This is a genomic window from Bradyrhizobium sp. LA6.1, assembly GCF_040547805.1.
GTDB lineage: Bacteria > Pseudomonadota > Alphaproteobacteria > Rhizobiales > Xanthobacteraceae > Bradyrhizobium > Bradyrhizobium barranii.
In genome coordinates this window covers 303,050-321,061 of the sequence record NZ_JBEPQK010000007.1, presented here as the reverse complement: position 1 = coordinate 321,061, position 18,012 = coordinate 303,050, and the positions used below count along the sequence as shown (strand labels likewise).

General features: G+C 63.3%; 12 protein-coding genes and 1 tRNA gene. 8 read left to right on the top strand and 5 right to left on the bottom strand.

Annotated elements, in window-relative coordinates:
- Positions 1 to 112: 112 nt before the first annotated feature.
- Positions 113 to 1,348 (bottom strand): tRNA epoxyqueuosine(34) reductase QueG, encoded by a 1,236-nt coding sequence (gene queG / locus ABIB99_RS20595; protein WP_354177336.1) that lies wholly within the window; start codon positions 1,346 to 1,348, stop codon positions 113 to 115.
- On the bottom strand, positions 1,297 to 1,989 hold the full coding sequence (locus ABIB99_RS20590) for a glutathione S-transferase family protein (protein ID WP_063980220.1): 693 nt from the start codon (positions 1,987 to 1,989) through the stop codon (positions 1,297 to 1,299). Before ABIB99_RS20590 ends, queG begins: the two co-directional genes overlap by 52 nt.
- Positions 1,990 to 2,158: 169 nt before the next feature.
- Here ABIB99_RS20590 and ABIB99_RS20585 point away from each other — a divergent pair, with 169 nt between their 5' ends.
- From ABIB99_RS20585 to ABIB99_RS20575, 3 genes are all read left to right on the top strand, one after another.
- Complete coding sequence (locus ABIB99_RS20585; protein ID WP_354113198.1) at positions 2,159 to 2,965, top strand: undecaprenyl-diphosphate phosphatase; 807 nt, start codon at positions 2,159 to 2,161, stop codon at positions 2,963 to 2,965.
- 101 nt (positions 2,966 to 3,066) lie between these two features.
- Positions 3,067 to 4,392: an FAD-binding oxidoreductase gene (locus tag ABIB99_RS20580; protein WP_354177334.1), complete on the top strand. Its 1,326-nt coding sequence runs from the start codon at positions 3,067 to 3,069 to the stop codon at positions 4,390 to 4,392.
- 3 nt (positions 4,393 to 4,395) lie between these two features.
- Positions 4,396 to 5,136 (top strand): SDR family oxidoreductase, encoded by a 741-nt coding sequence (locus ABIB99_RS20575; protein ID WP_354177333.1) that lies wholly within the window; start codon positions 4,396 to 4,398, stop codon positions 5,134 to 5,136.
- 185 nt (positions 5,137 to 5,321) lie between these two features.
- Here ABIB99_RS20575 and ABIB99_RS20570 read toward each other — a convergent pair whose 3' ends face one another.
- On the bottom strand, positions 5,322 to 6,287 hold the full coding sequence (locus ABIB99_RS20570) for a complex I NDUFA9 subunit family protein (protein ID WP_063985966.1): 966 nt from the start codon (positions 6,285 to 6,287) through the stop codon (positions 5,322 to 5,324).
- A 163-nt stretch (positions 6,288 to 6,450) separates the two neighbouring features.
- Between ABIB99_RS20570 and ABIB99_RS20565 the strand changes: the two genes are divergently transcribed.
- A tRNA-Leu gene (locus ABIB99_RS20565) sits at positions 6,451 to 6,537 on the top strand.
- A gap of 132 nt (positions 6,538 to 6,669) precedes the next feature.
- Here the strand turns inward: ABIB99_RS20565 and ABIB99_RS20560 are convergent.
- A complete protein-coding gene (locus tag ABIB99_RS20560; RefSeq protein ID WP_354177331.1) occupies positions 6,670 to 7,800 on the bottom strand; it encodes a PepSY-associated TM helix domain-containing protein in 1,131 nt (376 codons plus the stop codon).
- Between the two features lie 631 nt (positions 7,801 to 8,431).
- Here ABIB99_RS20560 and ABIB99_RS20555 point away from each other — a divergent pair.
- The 4 genes from ABIB99_RS20555 (at position 8,432) to ABIB99_RS20540 (ending at position 15,890) form a co-directional block, all read left to right on the top strand.
- Positions 8,432 to 10,471 carry a TonB-dependent receptor gene (locus tag ABIB99_RS20555; RefSeq protein ID WP_354177330.1) on the top strand — a complete coding sequence of 680 codons (2,040 nt, stop codon included), beginning with the start codon at positions 8,432 to 8,434 and terminating at the stop codon, positions 10,469 to 10,471.
- An 801-nt stretch (positions 10,472 to 11,272) separates the two neighbouring features.
- Complete coding sequence (locus ABIB99_RS20550; protein ID WP_354177328.1) at positions 11,273 to 14,227, top strand: formate dehydrogenase subunit alpha; 2,955 nt, start codon at positions 11,273 to 11,275, stop codon at positions 14,225 to 14,227.
- Positions 14,228 to 14,239: 12 nt separating this feature from the next.
- Positions 14,240 to 14,842: a formate dehydrogenase FDH3 subunit beta gene (gene fdh3B / locus ABIB99_RS20545; protein ID WP_063980201.1), complete on the top strand. Its 603-nt coding sequence runs from the start codon at positions 14,240 to 14,242 to the stop codon at positions 14,840 to 14,842.
- A 49-nt stretch (positions 14,843 to 14,891) separates the two neighbouring features.
- Complete coding sequence (locus ABIB99_RS20540; protein ID WP_354177327.1) at positions 14,892 to 15,890, top strand: formate dehydrogenase subunit gamma; 999 nt, start codon at positions 14,892 to 14,894, stop codon at positions 15,888 to 15,890.
- Positions 15,891 to 15,925: 35 nt separating this feature from the next.
- On the opposite strand, the gene ABIB99_RS20535 is transcribed toward ABIB99_RS20540, so the two are convergent.
- Positions 15,926 to 17,911, bottom strand: coding sequence for a 4Fe-4S binding protein (locus ABIB99_RS20535; protein WP_354177326.1), 1,986 nt, complete (start codon positions 17,909 to 17,911; stop codon positions 15,926 to 15,928).
- Positions 17,912 to 18,012 lie beyond the last annotated feature (101 nt).

Genomic DNA, 18,012 nt, shown 5'->3' with positions numbered 1-18,012 from the left:
TCAAGGTCCCCCAATCCTCAGGGTGAGGGTCAGAAGCAGAGCGCTGTCGCCACAACAACGCTGTCATCGCCCGACTTGATCGGGCGATCCAGTACTCCGAGACGATTGTGGTTCAATCGAGAGGCCGCGGCGTACTGGATGCCCCGCCTTCGCGGGGCATGACAGTGGAGAGTTGGGAAGCGGCTTGCCACTCCTCACGCACGCTTTCGTCACGCTCGTTGCTCGCCGCCGCAGACCTCATCGCCTCAAACTCTCCGCGCGACACCAGCTGCTCCAGCGCCCACACCGCAGCGCCACGCACCAACGCGCTCTCATCGCCAAGCAATCGCCGGGCCTCCGTCGCCAGCGCCGTATCGCCGGAGTTACCAATCGCGACCAGCACGTTCCGCAAAAAGCGGTCGCGGCCGATGCGCTTCACCGGCGACTTCGTGAACAGCGCGCGAAACGATGCATCGTCGAGCCGTGCGAGTTCGGCAAGCGACGGCGCGCGCAATTCGTCGCGCGCGGCGAGCTTTGCCTCGCGTCCCTCCTGCGCGAACTTGTTCCAGGGACAGGCCGCAAGGCAATCGTCGCAGCCATAGATGCGGTTGCCGATGGCTTTGCGAAACTCGCGCGGGATCGGTCCCTTGTTCTCGATGGTCAGATACGAGATGCAGCGCCGCGCATCGAGCTTGTAGGGCGCCGGAAACGCCGCGGTCGGGCAGATGTCGAGGCACGCCTGGCACGAGCCGCAATGATCGATCTCGGCGTCGTCGCGCGGCAGCTCGAGCGTCGTGTAGATTGCGCCGAGGAATAGCCAGGAGCCGAACTCGCGCGAGACGAGATTGGTGTGCTTGCCCTGCCAGCCGAGATGCGCGGCTTGCGCCAACGGCTTCTCCATCACCGCCGCGGTGTCGACGAACACCTTTACGTCCGATGGCGCGGTCGCCACCAGCCAGCGCGCCAATGCCTTCAGACGCTTCTTGATGAGATCGTGATAGTCGTCGCCCTGCGCATAGGCCGAGATCGCCGCGCGCGTGCGCTGCTGCAGGATCGCGAGCGGATCCTGGTCGGGCCCGTAATTGACGCCGAGCATGATGACGCTGCGCACGTCCTGCCATAGCCCGCGCGGATCGACGCGGCGCTCGGGGTGTGCTGCAAGCCAGTCCATGTCGCCATGGCCGCCCGAGGCGATGAATTCGAGAAAATGCTTCCCGGCGTTCTCGATCGTGCCGGAAGCGGTGATGCCGATGCAATCGAAGCCGAGCGCGCGTGCCTCGTTTGCAAGCGCCGCCTTCAGTTCGGTCGGATCGAAGTTCAGAAGTCGAGGTCCACGTAGGTCCGCGATGCCGGCACGCCCGCCAGCCATTCGCTCAGCAGCGGACGGAACGACGGGCGGGATTTCACCCGCGCGTACCACGCCTTTGCTGCGTCGTCCTCGCTCCATGGCACGTCGCCCAGATAGTCGATCGCCGAGAGATGCGCCGCGGCGGCGAGATCCGCGTAGGTGAGCCGGTCGCCGGCGAGGAAGTTCCGCGTCTGCGCCAGCCAGCCGATATAGGCCAGATGATAGCGCACGTTGGCCTTGGCGGCTCGCATCACGTCGGCCGAGGGCGCGCCGCCGCCGTTCTCCTCGCTCATGAAGCGCTTGTAGATGCGCTCGGTGACCAGAGGATGCGAGACCTCCTCGAAGAATTTCTCGTTGAACCAGGCCATCAGCCGGCGCACCTCGACGCGCTCGGCGACCGTTTCCGGCATCAGGCGCTTCGGTCCCATGTCGGCGCCATAGGCTTCATCGACATATTCGGCGATGATCGCCGCGCCCGGTATGGGCGATTGTTCCTTGTCCACCAGGACGGGCGTGGTGCCGGCCGCATTGAGCAGCAAAAATGCCTCACGCCGCTCCCAGCTGCGTTCTTCGACCAGCCGCAATTCGAGCCCGTATTCTCCCGCGATCAGGCGGATGAAACGCGAATGCGGGCAGAACGGATGATGAAACAGCGTAAACATGAAGCCTTTGACTATTTGATGGTGATTAAGAATCCATCAATGTTTGTGCGGCGCCACACTAGTCCTTCAAAACCGCGAGGCAAGGGTGCGATGCCGCATTTTGCGATTGCGAGAGCAGGACGAATAGGCGAGAAGAGCCCCGCTTTTCCAGCGGAAATGGACCGTAAATATGTCAGACGCAATACGGGCAGTGATCCTCGGCATCATCGAGGGTGTGACCGAGTTCCTTCCTGTGTCCTCGACCGGCCACCTTCTGCTCGCGGAGCGCTTCTTCCATCTCGGCGAAGGCGCGTTCTGGGATTCGTTTACCGTTCTGATCCAGCTCGGCGCCATCCTTGCGATCGTCGTGCTGTACTTCAAGAAATTGTGGGACGTCGCGATCGGCATGTTCACCGGCGACGCCTATGCGCGCCGCTTCGTGATCGGCGTGCTGGTGGCGTTCCTGCCCGCGGTCATCGTCGGTCTCGTTGCCGGCAAATACATCAAGACCCTGCTGTTCAATCCGTGGGTCGTGTGCTTCTCGCTGATCGTCGGCGGCGCCATCTTGTTGTGGGTCGATCGGCTCGATCTCAAGGCGCGCGAGCATGACGCCACCCGCTTTCCGCTGCTGATGTATCTCTATATCGGCATCGCGCAGTGCATCGCGATGATCCCGGGCGTGTCGCGCTCCGGCGCCAGCATCGTCGCCGCGATGTTTCTGGGCGCCGACAAGCGCGCGGCGGCGGAGTTCTCGTTCTTCCTCGCCATTCCCACCATGATCGGCGCGTTCGCCTACGATTTCTACAAGAACCGCTCCGAGATGACGATGGACCACATGGGCATCGTCGCGATCGGCTTCGTGGTGTCGTTCATCACCGCGATCATCGTGGTGAAGACGTTCTTGAGCTACGTCACCCGCCACGGCTTCGCGGTGTTTGCCTGGTGGCGCGTGATCGTCGGCACGCTCGGCCTGATCGCACTGGCGCTCGGCCGTTAACCTCTCGAAAACTCACTGACGCGCCTCAACGCAATATAAGCTTTTGATCGGTAGGCAGTTTCCAGAGCAGGGCGGCGCGCGCCCGGCACAGGAGCTGAACTATGACCCTCGTCAGCGGCTGGGGGCGTTTCCCGGTCGTCGATAGCGAGCTGCTGCGGCCGCGGTCGTTCGAGGCCGTGGGCGAAGCCGTGGTGACGGGCTCCGTGGCTCGGGGCAATGGCCGCGCCTATGGCGATGCCGCGATCGGCGCCGTCAGAACCATCGCGATGACGGGGTTCGACCGGGTCCGGTCGTTCGATCCCGTGACCGGGCGCATCCGGCTCGAAGCCGGCGTGCTGCTGTCGGACCTGATCGACACTTTTGGCCCGCGCGGCTTCCTGCCCTTCGTCGTGCCGGGTACGCGCTTCGTCTCGGTTGGCGGCGCCATTGCCGCCGATGTCCACGGCAAGAACCATCATTGCGAGGGCGGTTTCGGCCGCTATGTCGACAGCATCCTGCTGCGTACCGGGCAGGGCGAGACCATCGAGGCCTCGCGCGAACAGAATTCCGATGCCTTCTTCGCGACCGTCGGCGGCATGGGCCTCACCGGGGTGATCCTCGAGGCGACGATGCGGCTACGACCGGTCGAAACGGGGTGGATCCGCGAGCGGGTGATCTCCGCATCCGATCTCGACTCCGCGATGCGCGCGCTCGATGCGGGCGATTCCGCGACCTATTCGGTGGCCTGGATCGATTGTGCCGCGCGCGGCAGTGAACTCGGCCGCTCGCTGATCTATCTCGGCGAGCACGCAGGGACAGACGAACTTGCCGACGGCGCCGGTGCATTTCCCGTCGGCAAAAATCCCGGCCTCGCGGTGCCCGTCGACCTGCCGTCGATGACGCTGAACCGCTACAACATCCGCGCCTTCAACGAGCTCTACTACCGCATGGGTGCAAGGCGCGCCGGGGGCAGCCATGTGGTCTCGCTCTATCCGTATTTCTTCCCGCTCGACAGCCTCAGTGACTGGAACCGCATCTACGGCCGGCGCGGCTTCCTCCAGCATCAATGCGTGATCCCGGAGCTGGGCGCCCGCGCCGTGCTCGGCGAGATCCTCGATCGCGTCGCCCGGCGCGGCGATGCCTCCTTCCTCGCGGTGCTCAAGAAACTTGGCCAGGGCGACGGCATCCTGTCGTTCCCGCTGCCCGGCTACACGCTGGCGCTGGATTTCCCGGTGAAGGGCGACATCCTGAATTTCCTCGACGAGATCGATCGCCTGGTCGTCGCCGCCGGTGGCCGGCTTTATCTGGCCAAGGATGCACGCCAGTCGCGCGCCACGTTCGAAGCCGGCTATCCGGCCTTGCGGCGCTTCAACGCGATCCGCAAATCGCTCGATCCCGCCGGGACCATCCGCTCAAAACTTTCACAACGCCTGTTCGATGAGGTTTAAGCCGTGACGTCACGCAAGTCCGCAATTGTGCTCGGTGGCTCCTCCGATATCGGCCGCGCCGCCGCGCGCGCCTTTGCCAAGGCCGGATACGATGTCGCCCTCGCGGGCCGTGACGTCGCCGCACTGGAGCCTGACGCCGCCGATCTGCGCGCGCGCTACAATGTCGAGGTTGGCCTCCACACATTCGATGTGCTCGATACCGCTTCGTTCGAGGGCTTTGTGAGCGGCCTTGCTGCGTTGCCTGATGTCGTCATCTCGATCGTCGGCCTCCTGGGCGTGCAGCAAAATGCCGAGAGCGATCTCGCGCACGCCACCACGATCATGCGCTCGAACTACGAGGGCCCCTCGCTGATTCTCGGCCTGTTCGCGGAGAAATTCTTGGCACGCGGCAGTGGTACGCTCGTCGGCGTCTCGTCCGTCGCCGGCGATCGCGGCCGTGCCTCCAATTATGTCTACGGCTCGGCGAAGGCAGGCTTCTCCGCCTTCCTGTCGGGCCTGCGCGCCCGCGCCAGCCGCAGCGGCGTCCATGTCGTCACGGTGAAGCCCGGCTTCGTCCGCACGAAAATGACGGAAGGCATGAAGCTGATCGGCCCGCTCACCGTCGAAGCGCCGGTCGTCGGCGATGCGATCCTCAACGCCGTCGAGAAGAAGACCGACGTCGTCTACGTCAGCGGCAAATGGCGTCTCGTGATGCTGATCATCAAGACGCTGCCGGAAGCGGTGTTCAAGAAGCTGAAGTTTTGAGGCTTGAAGGAATTGCGCAGCTGCCGCGCCGGCAGTGCGCCCCCTCGCCCCGTTCTTACGGGGAGAGGGTTGGGGTGAGGGGCCTCTCTCCGCGCATACAACTGCCGAGGGACCTGTACCCCCTCACCCGGATCGCAAGAGCGATCCGACCTCTCCCCGCAGGCGGGGCGAGGTGAAGAAAAACCTCAAACGCTCATTCGCTGGAACTGCCCGGCCGCGCGAAAACGCCAGAGATATTGCGGGGCGATGGCCTCCAGCGAATCCGCGGCAATGCCGAGGCCTTCCAGCGTCAGCCCCGCCGCCTTGGCCGCCTCCGACACGACATTGTCGTGCTCGAGCAGCGTGACCTGGTCCGGCGTAAGCTTCAGCGCACCCGGCGCGAATTGCAGGAAGTTGGCCTGGAAGCGAGCAAGGCCGAACGACAGCGGGACCAGCGCCCGCTTGCGGTCGGTGATGGCCAAAATGGCCTCGATGATCTCGCGCATGGTCAGCACTTCCGGCCCGCCGAGCTCGTAGGTCGCGCCCGCCTTGGCCTTGCCGTCGACGGCATCCGCGATCGCGGTGGCGACGTCGCCGACATAGACCGGCTGCATCCTGGTCTCGGCGCCGATCAGCGGCAGCACCGGCGACATCCGCGCCAGCGCGGCAAAACGGTTGGTGAACTGGTCCTCGGGGCCGAACATCACGGAGGGACGGAAGATGGTGGCCGAGGGCACCGCGGCCAGCACCGCCGCTTCGCCGGCCGCCTTGGCCTTGGCATAGCGCGAGGGCGATTCCGCATCGGCGCCGATCGCGGAGACATGCACTAAACGCGCGCCAGCGGCGGCGGCCGCCTTGGCGACGGTCTCGGCGCCCCTGGCCTGGACGGCGTCAAAGCTCTGCGCGCCGCCCTCGGTGAGGATGCCGACCAGATTGATCACGACATGCGAATCACGCAGCGCCGCCTCGACCGACGCCGGATAGCGCAGATTCGCCTGCACGGTGTGGACCTGCCCGACCTTGCCGGACGGCTGGAGGTACCCGGCCAGTTCCGGCCGCCGCACCGCGACGCGGACCCGGTAGTCCCGCCGGCACAGCGCGCGGACGACATTCCGGCCCAAAAACCCCGATCCGCCGAAAACCGTGACGAGAGTTTCCAGATTCGATGCCATGGGATCCATTCCTGGGGTCCATTCCTGCGGAAAGAGTGCGTGTTATCAGGCTTGTATCGGGCCGGTTTGCGATGCGCAATCGGCATCCCCGCGCAGGTGCCAAGCAGCATTTGACAACCGCGTCACCGAACCGTAGTAACCGCCTCCGTGCCCCAAACGGCATGCCCAGGTGGTGGAATTGGTAGACGCGCTGGCTTCAGGTGCCAGTGGCTTAACGGCCGTGAAGGTTCGAGTCCTTTCCTGGGCACCATACAATTCTGGAAAATGAGCAATTCCAGTTAGTTGAGCCCCATCTGCGTGCTTGGACGGCTCTCTTGGCCACGGGTGGTTTTGTCTCGCCCGGCTTGCAAGAATACGCTCGCCGTGCCGGCACCGGCGCTTCCTATTTCGCAGAGCGTTTGCGCTGGATGCGACCGCCCGGTTTGCTGGCCCACAAATACAAACCGCTCACCAGCACCATGATCGTCACGATGTCGAAAAACGCCCAGACGAGCTTGGGCGCCAGGCCGGGAAACGTCGTCGGAAAATGCAACGGCTCGGCGATCAGCAGCGCCTTCGTGACACCCGTCGGCTCGAATACGTCCGACGCGCCACCGGTATGGGCGTCGATGAGCACCGCGTAGAAGAGCTCCTGTGTCATCATTTGTCCGTCCTTCATCAGAACCACGTAGTGGTTGGACGGACTGATCTCAGCGTTCGGGAACAACAACGACATCACTCGCGCTGCTGGCACCTTGCCGCGGGCAGCAGCAATCGCAGCTTCGATTGACCCAGGCCGATCGACCTCTTCCATTCGCCCTGCCTGGGTCATGACGACCCGCCGCCGAATCTCGTCGGACATGGCTGTCCTTACCGAAGTGGAAACGGGGCCATGCAGGGTGTTGATTGCTCCGGTCGTGGCAACGAGGAGCAGCCATGCCATCGTAATGATGCCCGTCAGATTGTGCAGGTCGAGCCACAATAGTTTTCGGCTCTTGTTCGTGCGAACCGTGCCAAATCCAAATCGGCGGACGAATGGCGGATAGAGTATCAAGCCCGAGACGACAGAGGCGATGACGACGAGTGCCATGCCGGCAAGGAACAAGCCGCCGGGCAGCCCCAGATACAAATCCGCGTGCAGCGTGTGCAGGAATTGCATCACGGGACTACGCCGTTGCGGCATCGTTGTGAGCTGACCGGTGCGAAGGTCGATCGCCTCGCGGTGGATCCGGGTGGGTCCGCCATCCGGAGTTGGCGCCGAGCGCGTCTCCACGATTGGCCACCGCTTTGCAAATTCGAGTGAGATCATCGTATCGCCGGGGTGTCGCGCCAGCGCTGCCGAGACGATGGAATCAAGCGTTGGCGCGCCGCTGCTTTCCGGGACTTCGGCCAACGTTCCCGACGAACCAAACGCCTCGTCGATCTCCTTTTGAAATATCAGCGGCAAGCCCGTCAGGGAGAGGATCAGCAGGAACAGCGTCGAGATGATGCTCGTCCAGCGGTGGATGCCGGCCCACGTCCGCAGCGATCGCATGTTGGGTCGCTTCCGCGCGGCGGTGTGCGATGCATTTACCAGTAGCGATGTCATGTCGGGTCTTGAGTCCCCAGCAATTGCGCGTCTGTGACAATTGACCGCGGTGGTTTCGCGCGGTCTGCCTTATGGCTCGTCGCGATTCCATCCGGCGCGTTGCGGTCTTACGAATTTTTTCGAATCGTGCGTTCGGGCGGCAGCAAAAGGCTTTCGCGCTTACCAACAATCGATGCGATGTGAAATCGAAACGTAGAGCGGCGCGCCAGGATCAATTGGAAGCTTAGACGCCTTCTAGTTGGCATGGATTTTCCCGAATGCTTAGTCGCTCTCGTCCCAAGCGATTCGTGTCTGGGACGGGGCATCAAGAAGAAAAGACTCCGGGGACTGCATGCTTAACGACGTGACCTTCTCGCGCGCATTCGGGCTTGCGTGCGTGTCAGTGTTTTTGACCACGACCTCATCCGTCGCACAGCAGTCGGGCCGCCAACAATCGGCGACGTCCGGACAGTCACTCCCTCCCGTGACCGTCGTCGCGCCTGAGCAGCGAGCCTCTCTCGCGCGGCGACAGCGGTCATCCAATACATCGCGCGCTGCGACGACGCGGCGGGCAGAGCGACGTGAGAACGCGCCCGTGATGAGCGCGCCTGCCACGCTTGGAGCAAAACAGGCAGCGTTGCCGGTGCCGTATGTTGGAGGGCAAGTCGCAAGGGGCGGACAGGTCGGCCTGCTCGGCAACAGGGATTATATGGAAACGCCATATAGCCTCACGAGCTACACGGAAAAGACCATCCGCGATCAGCAGGCGACCAGTGTCGCCGAGGTCCTGACCAATTCCGATTCGTCGGTACGGGCGGCGATCGGTAGCAGCAATCGCTATGACGCGCTGACCATTCGCGGCTTCCGGGTCGAGAACAGCGAGATCGCGCTGAATGGGCTGTACGGCCTCGTGCCGGCTTACCGGATCAACCCTGCGCCGATCGAGCGCATCGAGCTGCTCAAGGGACCCGGGGCGTTCCTCAATGGCATGGCTCCGTCCGGCAGCATCGGCGGCAGCGTCAATGTCGTGACCAAACGGGCAAACGAGGACCTGACGCGTCTGACTGCCGGCTACATCTCGAACGCGCGGTTTGGCACGGAGATCGACGTGGCGCGCCGTTACGGCGAACAGCGGGAATGGGGCGTTCGTTTCAACGGCGGGATCGATGGCGGCAATACGACGATCGACCGTCAGTCGGTACGCGACGGAGTCGGTTCGCTTGGCGTTGACTATCGGGGCGAGCGCTTCAGGTGGTCCGCCGATGTCATCTATCAGGACGACTGGATGAAAGCGGCAGCTCGCGGCTACACGCCCGTCACTGGCATCGCGGTGCCGAATGCTCCGGACCCCCGCATCAACCTCGCCCAGCCGTTCGACTATGCCCGCGCGAAGAGCCTCACCGGGCTTACGCGCGCCGAATATGATGTGTCGAATAATGTCACCGTGTTCGGCGCAATCGGCGCCAACCAATTCACCTTCGACAAGCAGGAAGCCCCCGGCGCCACCATTCTAAACACGGCAGGCGATGCCCTCTCGACCTCTCGCTTCCAGACCGGCAAAAACGACGGCGTATCGGGCGAAGCCGGCGTGCGGGCGCGTTTCGACACAGGTCCGGTTGGTCATGAGGTCGTTGTCAGCGGCAGCGCCATGAACCGCACTGACTGGCTCGGTCAGACCAATTACGGAAACTATCTTACCAACATCTACACGCCGACCCTGCTGGCGAGTCCGGGCACCCCGGTGTTTTCATTCCCTGAGGGGAAGTCGGATTTCCTCGGTCTGAGAAGTGTCGGCGTTGCCGATACGCTCTCGATGATGAACGGGATGCTTCAGGTGATCGTCGGAGCGCGACAGCAGCAGGTTATCGCGAACAGCTATGCCCCCGTGAGCGGCCTGGAAACGACCCACTACGATCAGAGCGCCACGTCGCCTTCCGTGGCGCTGGTGGTTCGGCCGATCAAGGAGCTGTCCTTCTACGCCAACTACATCGAAGGCCTCACGCCTGGACCAACGCCGCCGTCCGGCGCCGCCAACACCAATGCGGTGTTCGCGCCCTTCAAGACAAAGCAGTATGAAGTCGGAACCAAGCTTGATCTCGGAGGCTTCGGCGCGAGCCTCGCGGCATTCCAGATCAGCCTGCCGAGCGGCGCGACCGATCCGGTTACCAGGATCTTCAGTCTCGATGGTGAGCAAAGGAACCGGGGCATCGAGTTCAATACGTTCGGTGAAGTCGGGCCCGGGATCCGCGTCCTGGGAGGGGTGACTTACCTTGACGCGCGGCTGACAAAGACTGAAGGGCACCTCCATGATGGCAACCGTGCCATCGGCGCTCCGGAATGGCAGAGCAATCTCGGTGTCGAGTGGGACACTCCGTTCCTGCCCGGGCTGACCACGACGGCACGTACCATCTACACCAGCCAGGCCTATGTCAGCGCTGACAACATCCAAAGTGTTCCGGCCTGGATGACGTTCGACATTGGTGCACGTTACGCAACCCAACTGGCGGGACGACCCACCACGTTCCGTGCTTCTCTCACGAACCTCTTCGACAAGCGCTATTGGATTGGCAATCCGACCGGTTATGTGATCAGCGGCATGCCGCGTACGGTGTGGTTGTCAATGACGGTTGATTTCTGACGCTGCCAGAGAGGCGCATATTCCTGCGCCAAGCGCGTCACCGAACCGTGGTAACCGCCTCCGTGCCCCAGACGGCGCGCGCAGGTGGGTGGAATTGGTAGACGCTCTGGCTTCAGGTGCCTTCGCGGCCGTGAAGGTTCGAGTCCTTTCCTGGGCGCCAGCTTTTTCTGGATACCCAGCATTTCCAGATAGATAAATCGCATCCTTGTGTTGCGTGATCTCAAACGCGCAACGAAGGGGCGCGGCCCCGCCGACCCGACGCGGATTTCCGCGATCGCTCACGATGTCGACGTATCATTCGTATCGATCGCGAGTTCGTCACTCGCGACGCGTGTGACCTCACCCGTCCGGCAATCATCTGCTCGATGTTTCGGCGTTTCCAATTCGCACGACAATCTGCAGAGCCGAACGGCTGATAACAATGATGTTGACGGCGATTGACCGCTTGTTGCGGTAACACCAGCGCAAAGCTGCGTGCACGGCCGCTCCTGCAGATTATGCAACGCAGGTCTGTGATTGATGTCCGGCGCAAAACTCGGATAGCCTTCGGGAAGGCCTGACCCCGACAGGGAGTGTGCTTCGTTGAAGAATGATCAAGCGCCAAAGCTTCTTCGACGCGACTTGCTTCGGCTGACGATTGTCGGTGCCGGTGCGTTGGGTGCCGGCCAATTGTTGCCGGCGGCGGCTTCCGCAAAGCCCGTTGATCTCGATCAGAAGCGGAAGGCTCGCTATCGACCTGACTCCCAGGAAGTCAGGAATTTCTATCGCGTCAACAGCTATCCCGCTCGATAGGAGACTTCCGTGCTGATCAGGAAGTCCGATCGTCGTCCGGAGCGTGCCAGGCTTTTCGATGCGGCGGCCGACGAAGCATCGGCGAAACTGGACCGGCGAACGTTCCTGAAGCGCTCTGGAGTCACGGCCGGTGCATTGGCCGCGGTGGGTGAGCTCGCGCTGCACAGCGTGCGCAAGGCCGAAGCCGGTCCGCCGCCACCTGTCGGCGCAACGGTCACGACCCGCAAGAACGTCTGCACGCACTGCTCGGTCGGTTGCTCGGTGATTGCCAAGGTCGCCAACGGCGTATGGATCGGGCAGGAGCCCGACTACGACAGTCCGATCAATCGCGGCTCGCATTGCTGCAAGGGTGCGGCAGTTCGCGACGACGTGTTGAACGAACGACGCCTGCGTTACCCCGTGAAGCTCGTCAACGGACAGTGGACGCGCATCTCCTGGGAGACGGCGATCGACGAGATCGGCGACAAGCTGCTGGATATCCGCCAGAAGGCGGGGCCCGACTCGGTCTATTGGCTTGGCTCCGCCAAGTTCACCAACGAGGCCGCTTATCTCAATCGCAAGCTTGCGGCGTTCTGGGGCACCAATAATTCCGATCATCAGGCGCGGATCTGCCACTCCACGACGGTCACCGGTGTAGCCAATACCTGGGGCTACGGCGCGATGACCAACAGCTACAACGACATCCGCAACGCCAAGACCATCCTGCTGATGGGTGGCAATCCAGCCGAGGCCCATCCGGTTTCGCTGCAGCACATTCTTGAAGGCAAGGAGCTCAACCGCGCCAACATGATCGTGGTCGATCCCCGGATGACGCGGACCGCTGCACACGCGACCGAATATGTCCGGGTTCGCCCCGGCACGCATATCGCCACGATCTACGGCATGCTGTGGCACATTTTCGAGAATGGCTGGGAGGACAAGGAATTCCTCGCTCAGCGCGTCTATGGCCTGGATGAGGTCCGGAAGCAGGTTGCGAAGTGGCCGCCCAAGGAGGTCGAGCGCGTGACCGGCTTGCCGGAGGCGCAGGTCAAGCACGTCGCCGAACTGTTCGCCAAACAGAAGCCGTCCACCCTGATCTGGGCGATGGGGCAGACCCAGTTCACCACCGGCACCGCCAATGTCCGCGCCAGCTGCCTGTTGCTGCTCGCCACCGGCAACATGGGACTGCCCGGCGCAGGCGCCAACATTTTCCGCGGCCACACCAACGTGCAGGGTGCAACCGATCTCGGTCTCGATGTCACGTCGCTGCCGCTGTACTACGGTCTTGCCGAGGAGGCCTGGCGGCATTGGTGCCGGGTATGGGAGGTCGACTACGACTGGATGAAGTCGCGCTTCCCCGACAAGAAGCTGATGGAAACGCCTGGCATTCCCAGCACGCGCTGGTTCGACGCAACCCTGCTCCCGAAGAATCAGATCAGCCAGCCCAATCCGGTGCAGGCCATGTTCATCATGGGCCATGGCGTCAACACCATCACGCGGATGCCGGAGGCCGTGAAGGGCATCGAGAAGCTCGAACTTCTGGTGGTCTGCGATCCCTATCCGACCGCCTGGTCGGTGCTGTCGGAGCGCAAGAACGGTACCTACCTCCTGCCGGCCTGCACGAGTTTCGAGATGGAAGGTTCGCGCACCAACTCGAACCGCTCCCTGCAATGGGGCGAAAAGATCGTCGATCCGGTCTTCGAATCGAAGAACGACTACGACACCATGTACCTGTTCGCCCGCAAGTTCGGATTTGCCGACCTGATGTTCAAGAACATCAAGGTCGAGAACGGCGCAGTCTCGGCGGAGGACATCCTGCGCGAGATCAACCGCGGCGGCTGGTCGACCGGCTATTGCGGCCAGTCGCCGGAGCGGCTCAAGGCCCACATGAGAAACCAGCACAAGTTCGATCTGGTGACGCTGCGGGCGCCGAAGGACGATCCGGAGGTTGGTGGAGATTATTACGGCCTGCCATGGCCGTGCTGGGGCACGCCCGAGTACAGGCATCCGGGCACGCCGATCCTCTACAACACCAATCTTTCGGTGAAAGAGGGCGGCGGCACCTTCCGCGCGCGGTTCGGAGTCGAGCGCGTCGTGAAGCGCAAGGTGATGGAGAACGGGCAGGAGGTGGAGCGGGAAGATCACGATAATCTTCTTGCCGAAGGCTCGTACTCCGTTGGTTCGGAGATCAAGGACGGTTATCCCGAGTTCACCCTTGGCGTGCTGAAGAAACTCGGCTGGGACAAGGACCTCACGACGCAAGAACGCGAGGTGATCGAGCGCATCAATCCGGCCGATCCCGACAAGGTGTCATGGTCGACCGATCTGTCCGGCGGCATCCAGCGGGTCGCGATCGAACACGGGTGTTCGCCTTACGGAAACGCCAAGGCACGCATGATCGCGTGGAATCTTCCCGATCCGGTTCCGGTGCATCGCGAGCCGATCTACACGCCGCGTCCCGACCTCGTCGCCGACTATCCGACCTTGCCGGACGCGAAGCAATTCCGCGTGCCCAATATCGGCTTCTCCGTGCAGAAGGCCGCCGTCGATCGCGCGATCTCGAAGCAGTTCCCGCTGATCCTGAGCTCGGGCCGTCTGGTTGAATACGAAGGCGGTGGCGAGGAAACGCGGTCCAACAGATGGCTCGCCGAACTGAAGCAGCACATGTACGTCGAGATCAATCCGGCGGACGCAGCCGAGCGCGGCATCGTCGATGGCGGCTGGGTCTGGGTGACCGGCGCAGAGAACAGCTCGCGAGCCCGGATGAAGGCGCAGGTGACCGAACGCGTCGGCAAGGGCGTTGCCTGGATGCCGTTCCATTTCGCCGGCTGGTACGAGGGCGCCGATCTCCGGGCGAAATATCCGGCGGGAGCCGATCCCATCGTGCTCGGCGAGAGCAACAACACGCTGACGACCTATGGCTATGATCCTGCCACCGGCATGCAGGAGCCGAAAGCCACGCTGTGTCAGATCAGGGCCGCATGAGAGGTTAGACCAATGGCACGCATGAAATTCCTGTGCGATGCGGACCGTTGCATCGACTGCAATGCCTGTGTGACCGCCTGCAAGAACGAGAACGAAGTGCCTTGGGGCATCAATCGGCGGCGCGTCGTCACGATCAATGACGGCAAGCCCGGCGAGCGGTCGGTGTCGATGGCCTGCATGCACTGTACCGATGCGCCTTGCGCGTCGGTGTGTCCGGTCAAGTGCATCTATCCGACCGAAGACGGCATCGTCCTGCACGACAAGGATTTGTGCATCGGCTGCGGCTATTGCTTCTACGCCTGCCCGTTCGGAGCGCCGCAATATCCCCAGGTCGGGAATTTCGGCTCGCGCGGCAAGATGGACAAGTGCACCTATTGCGCGGGCGGCGGCGGACCGGAGGCACCGGGCAGCGCCGAAGAATATGCGAAATACGGATCGAACCGGTTCGGCGAAGGCAAGTTGCCGTTGTGCGCCGAGATGTGCTCGACCAAGTCGCTGCTCGCAGGCGATGGCGACATCATCGCCCAGATCTACGAGGAGCGCGTCGAGAAGCGCGGCTACGGCTCCGGAGCCTGGGGCTGGACAACCGCCTATCACGAGGACGTCAAGTCATAAGGGACCTGCGCTTACCGCGACGATTAGGGACGAAGATTGGGTATCCGTCATGACGGCTTTCGCACGCATTCGCTTCGTAGCGCTGTTGTTGATGCTGTTCGGTCTCACGACAGCCCCGGTGCTCGCCCAGAAGCTCGGTCCCGACGGGGCGCCCAATCCGACCGCCAGTGTGGCCAATCAGAAGACGCTTCTCGAGCAGGCGCCGCGCATCCAGGGCCGGATCGACATTCCAGATGTCAAAGCCAGCGTGCTGATGCAGCCGGCGGGACGGACCTGGGATTATTTCCACGAGGTCCTGCTGCACTGGGGTGGGGCGGTGGTGATCGTCGGCATGCTTGCCGTGCTCGCGCTTGCCTATCTGATCATGGGCCGGCTTCGCATCGAAGCGGGGCGCTCCGGGCAAACGATCGTCCGCTTCAAGGCTTTCGAGCGGTTCGCGCATTGGCTGACGGCGGTTTCGTTCGTGCTGCTCGGATTGACCGGCCTGAACATCACCTTCGGCAAGGTCCTGCTGCGGCCGCTCGTCGGCCCGGAACTATTCTCGGACATCTCCCAGGTCGCCAAGTACGTGCACAATTTCACGAGCTTCGCCTTCGTGGCGGGCCTCGTTCTGATCACGGTGCTTTTCTTCCGGGACAATCTGTTCAAGCGAGTCGATATTGACTGGGTCAAGCAGGGTGGCGGCTTCATCAAGTCGAAGCATGCGCCTGCAGGCCGTTTCAATCTCGGTGAGAAATTGGTCTATTGGCTGTCGGTCGCGGCCGGCCTCCTGGTCTCCGCATCGGGGTTCGTGCTGCTGTTTCCCTTCTACGGGACCAACATTGCGGACATGCAGATCGCCCAGGTCGCGCACGCCGTCATCGCGATCCTTTTCATCGCGCTGATCCTGGGACACATCTATATCGGCACGCTCGGCATGGAAGGCGCGTTTGAAGCCATGGGTACGGGCGAGGTCGATATCAATTGGGCGAGAGAGCATCACGACCGCTGGCTCGCCGAAAAGCTCGAAGCGGAAGGCCGGCAACCCTCGGCCACGCCGGCTGAATAGCGCGATGGCGCTCGGACCAACCTGAACCGGGCAATTCAGCCGGAGCGGCCGTCCGGGTCTCGCTTCCCGTCCCGGTCACGCAGGTAATCGTCGGTGGTGCGGACGGTCGGGCCAGTTGCGCCATAAGATTCAAAACCCTGTTCGGCGACGAAGCCGACGCGGCAGTCGCCGCACATCTTGATGGCGTCGAGCCGCTGCGCCGAGCCCGAATACATCCAGTGCTGGCCTTCGAGCTTCGCCACCACACGCTCGATGCTGCTCTTGACGCCGAACGGCTTGCCGCAGCGGATACAGCAAAACGGCTCCTCTTCCTTGAGAACCCGGGTTGGCGCGCGGCTGGCGCGGAAGTCGATCTGCGGAACCAGGGTGATGACGTTTTCCGGGCACGTCGTCCGGCACAGGCCGCACTGAACGCAGGAGTCTTCGACAAAACGCAATGCCGGGCGCTCGGGGTCGTCGCGCAGGGCACTCGTCGGACAGACCGACACGCAGGACAGGCAAAGTGTGCAGCCGGCCGCATCGATCTCGACGGCCCCGAACGGCGCGCCTTCGGGCAACGGAATGACATCGACGGGTGCAGGCGCCGCGCGGTGCAGTTCGGCCAGCGCAAAGCGCAGCACGTCGCGCTTGCCGCCTACGGCGCGGAAGCTCGCAGGGCGCGGAGTGGGTGCGTCGGCCGGCGCGGTACGGAGCGCTTCGATCAAATGGTCCGGATCGTCGGTCGCGATGATGGAAAGCCGGGCCGGGCCGAAGCCGAGCCCGGCAAGGATCGGATCGGCGAGCGCGACCGTCCGCGTCAATCCGGAGACGTCATGGCGCGGCTTGGCCCGTAGCAGGAAACGTACCGCCGACACGCCATAGGCAAAAGCCGCGATGATGCTCTCCAACCCGATTTGCGTGACCTCGTTGACCGCAAACGGCAGCGCGTTCGCGGGCAAGCCGTCGCCGAACCGCGACAGCGCGTCGATCAGCGGCGCGCCGTGGCTTTCATCATGGACGAGGACAACGGCCCGCTCGCCGCCCGCCTGACGGTATGCGAGCAGCATGGCACGCAGCTTTCTGACCAGCGCGTCTTCCGCCGGCAGCGCATAGGACGCGGCGCCGGTGGGACAGGCCGTCGCGCATTGGCCGCAGCCCGCGCAGATGTTGGCGTCGATCGCCACATGGTTGCCGGCAGGTGTGATCGCGCCGGCCGGGCAGGAATCGAGACAGCGGGTGCAGCCGGTCCGCTTCGAGCGCGAATGTGCGCAAAGCCCGGCGTCGAAGGTGATGTAGCGTGGCTTCTCGAAGGTCCCGACGAGGTCGCGCGCTTTCAGCACGGCCTGGAGGATTGCTGCGGGACTGCCGGGATCCGCACGCAGATAGCCGTCGCGCAAGTCGGCAGGAACCAGCGCCGGCCCGCCGGTCAAGTCGAGGACGATGTCGCAGCTCGAACGGGCGTTGTTGCGCGACGCGCCGAACGTCAGGGCGCGACGCGAGGACGGTGCGGCTTCGGCGAAATCGTCGACCACCACATCGAACGCGCCTAGGTGTCCCTTGACGCTCGTTATCCGGCCCTTGGCAATCGGATAGTCGGCGTTACGTGGCGGTGCGATCGCGGCTGGCGGCGCAATCAGCACGGTGACGTCGAGATGCTCCTTCAGCAAGTCGCCAGCCTCGATCGCGGCCTCGTCGCGGCCGTAGATCAGGATGACTCCGCTGCTTTCCAGCTGGACCGTCGGCGTGGGTGCGGCGACTTCGGCCGCGGCGGCCAGCAGCGCGGCCATCTTCGGTCCGGCGCGGTCGGCATCGCCAGACCATCCGGCGGTCTCGCGGATGTTGGCAAACTGTATCGAATTCGCACGATTATTTTCGGCCGCAACCTGCGAAAACAGCGCCGCCTGCTGCGTGCAGGCCACCGTGAGCGGACCATCTTCGGCGGCGACTGCCTTGAATCGGCCGAGTTCGGCGCCGCAGAGCTGCGTCGCTGCCGTCACTTCACCGCGGCAGCCGCGGCGAATTGCGTCTGCATCGAGCGGCATCGTCCCTTCGCACGAGCAGATCAGGAGGCGCCTGCCGGTGTCAGATATGACGGTCACAATATCTCGCGGCTCCCAAAATAGAGCGGCCACCTACTGGCCCG

Excerpts from the sequence above, each read along its gene's own strand:
- ABIB99_RS20540 (WP_354177327.1), top strand. The coding sequence starts at position 14,892 with ATGACGGCTTTCGCACGCATTCGCTTCGTAGCGCTGTTGTTGATGCTG.
- ABIB99_RS20585 (WP_354113198.1), top strand. The coding sequence starts at position 2,159 with ATGTCAGACGCAATACGGGCAGTGATCCTCGGCATCATCGAGGGTGTG.
- ABIB99_RS20555 (WP_354177330.1), top strand. The coding sequence starts at position 8,432 with ATGAGCGCGCCTGCCACGCTTGGAGCAAAACAGGCAGCGTTGCCGGTG.
- ABIB99_RS20570 (WP_063985966.1), bottom strand. The coding sequence starts at position 6,287 with ATGGCATCGAATCTGGAAACTCTCGTCACGGTTTTCGGCGGATCGGGG.
- ABIB99_RS20535 (WP_354177326.1), bottom strand. The coding sequence starts at position 17,911 with ATGCCGCTCGATGCAGACGCAATTCGCCGCGGCTGCCGCGGTGAAGTG.
- fdh3B (WP_063980201.1), top strand. The coding sequence starts at position 14,240 with ATGGCACGCATGAAATTCCTGTGCGATGCGGACCGTTGCATCGACTGC.
- ABIB99_RS20580 (WP_354177334.1), top strand. The coding sequence starts at position 3,067 with ATGACCCTCGTCAGCGGCTGGGGGCGTTTCCCGGTCGTCGATAGCGAG.
- ABIB99_RS20560 (WP_354177331.1), bottom strand. The coding sequence starts at position 7,800 with ATGCGATCGCTGCGGACGTGGGCCGGCATCCACCGCTGGACGAGCATC.
- ABIB99_RS20590 (WP_063980220.1), bottom strand. The coding sequence starts at position 1,989 with ATGTTTACGCTGTTTCATCATCCGTTCTGCCCGCATTCGCGTTTCATC.
- queG (WP_354177336.1), bottom strand. The coding sequence starts at position 1,348 with ATGGCTGGCGGGCGTGCCGGCATCGCGGACCTACGTGGACCTCGACTT.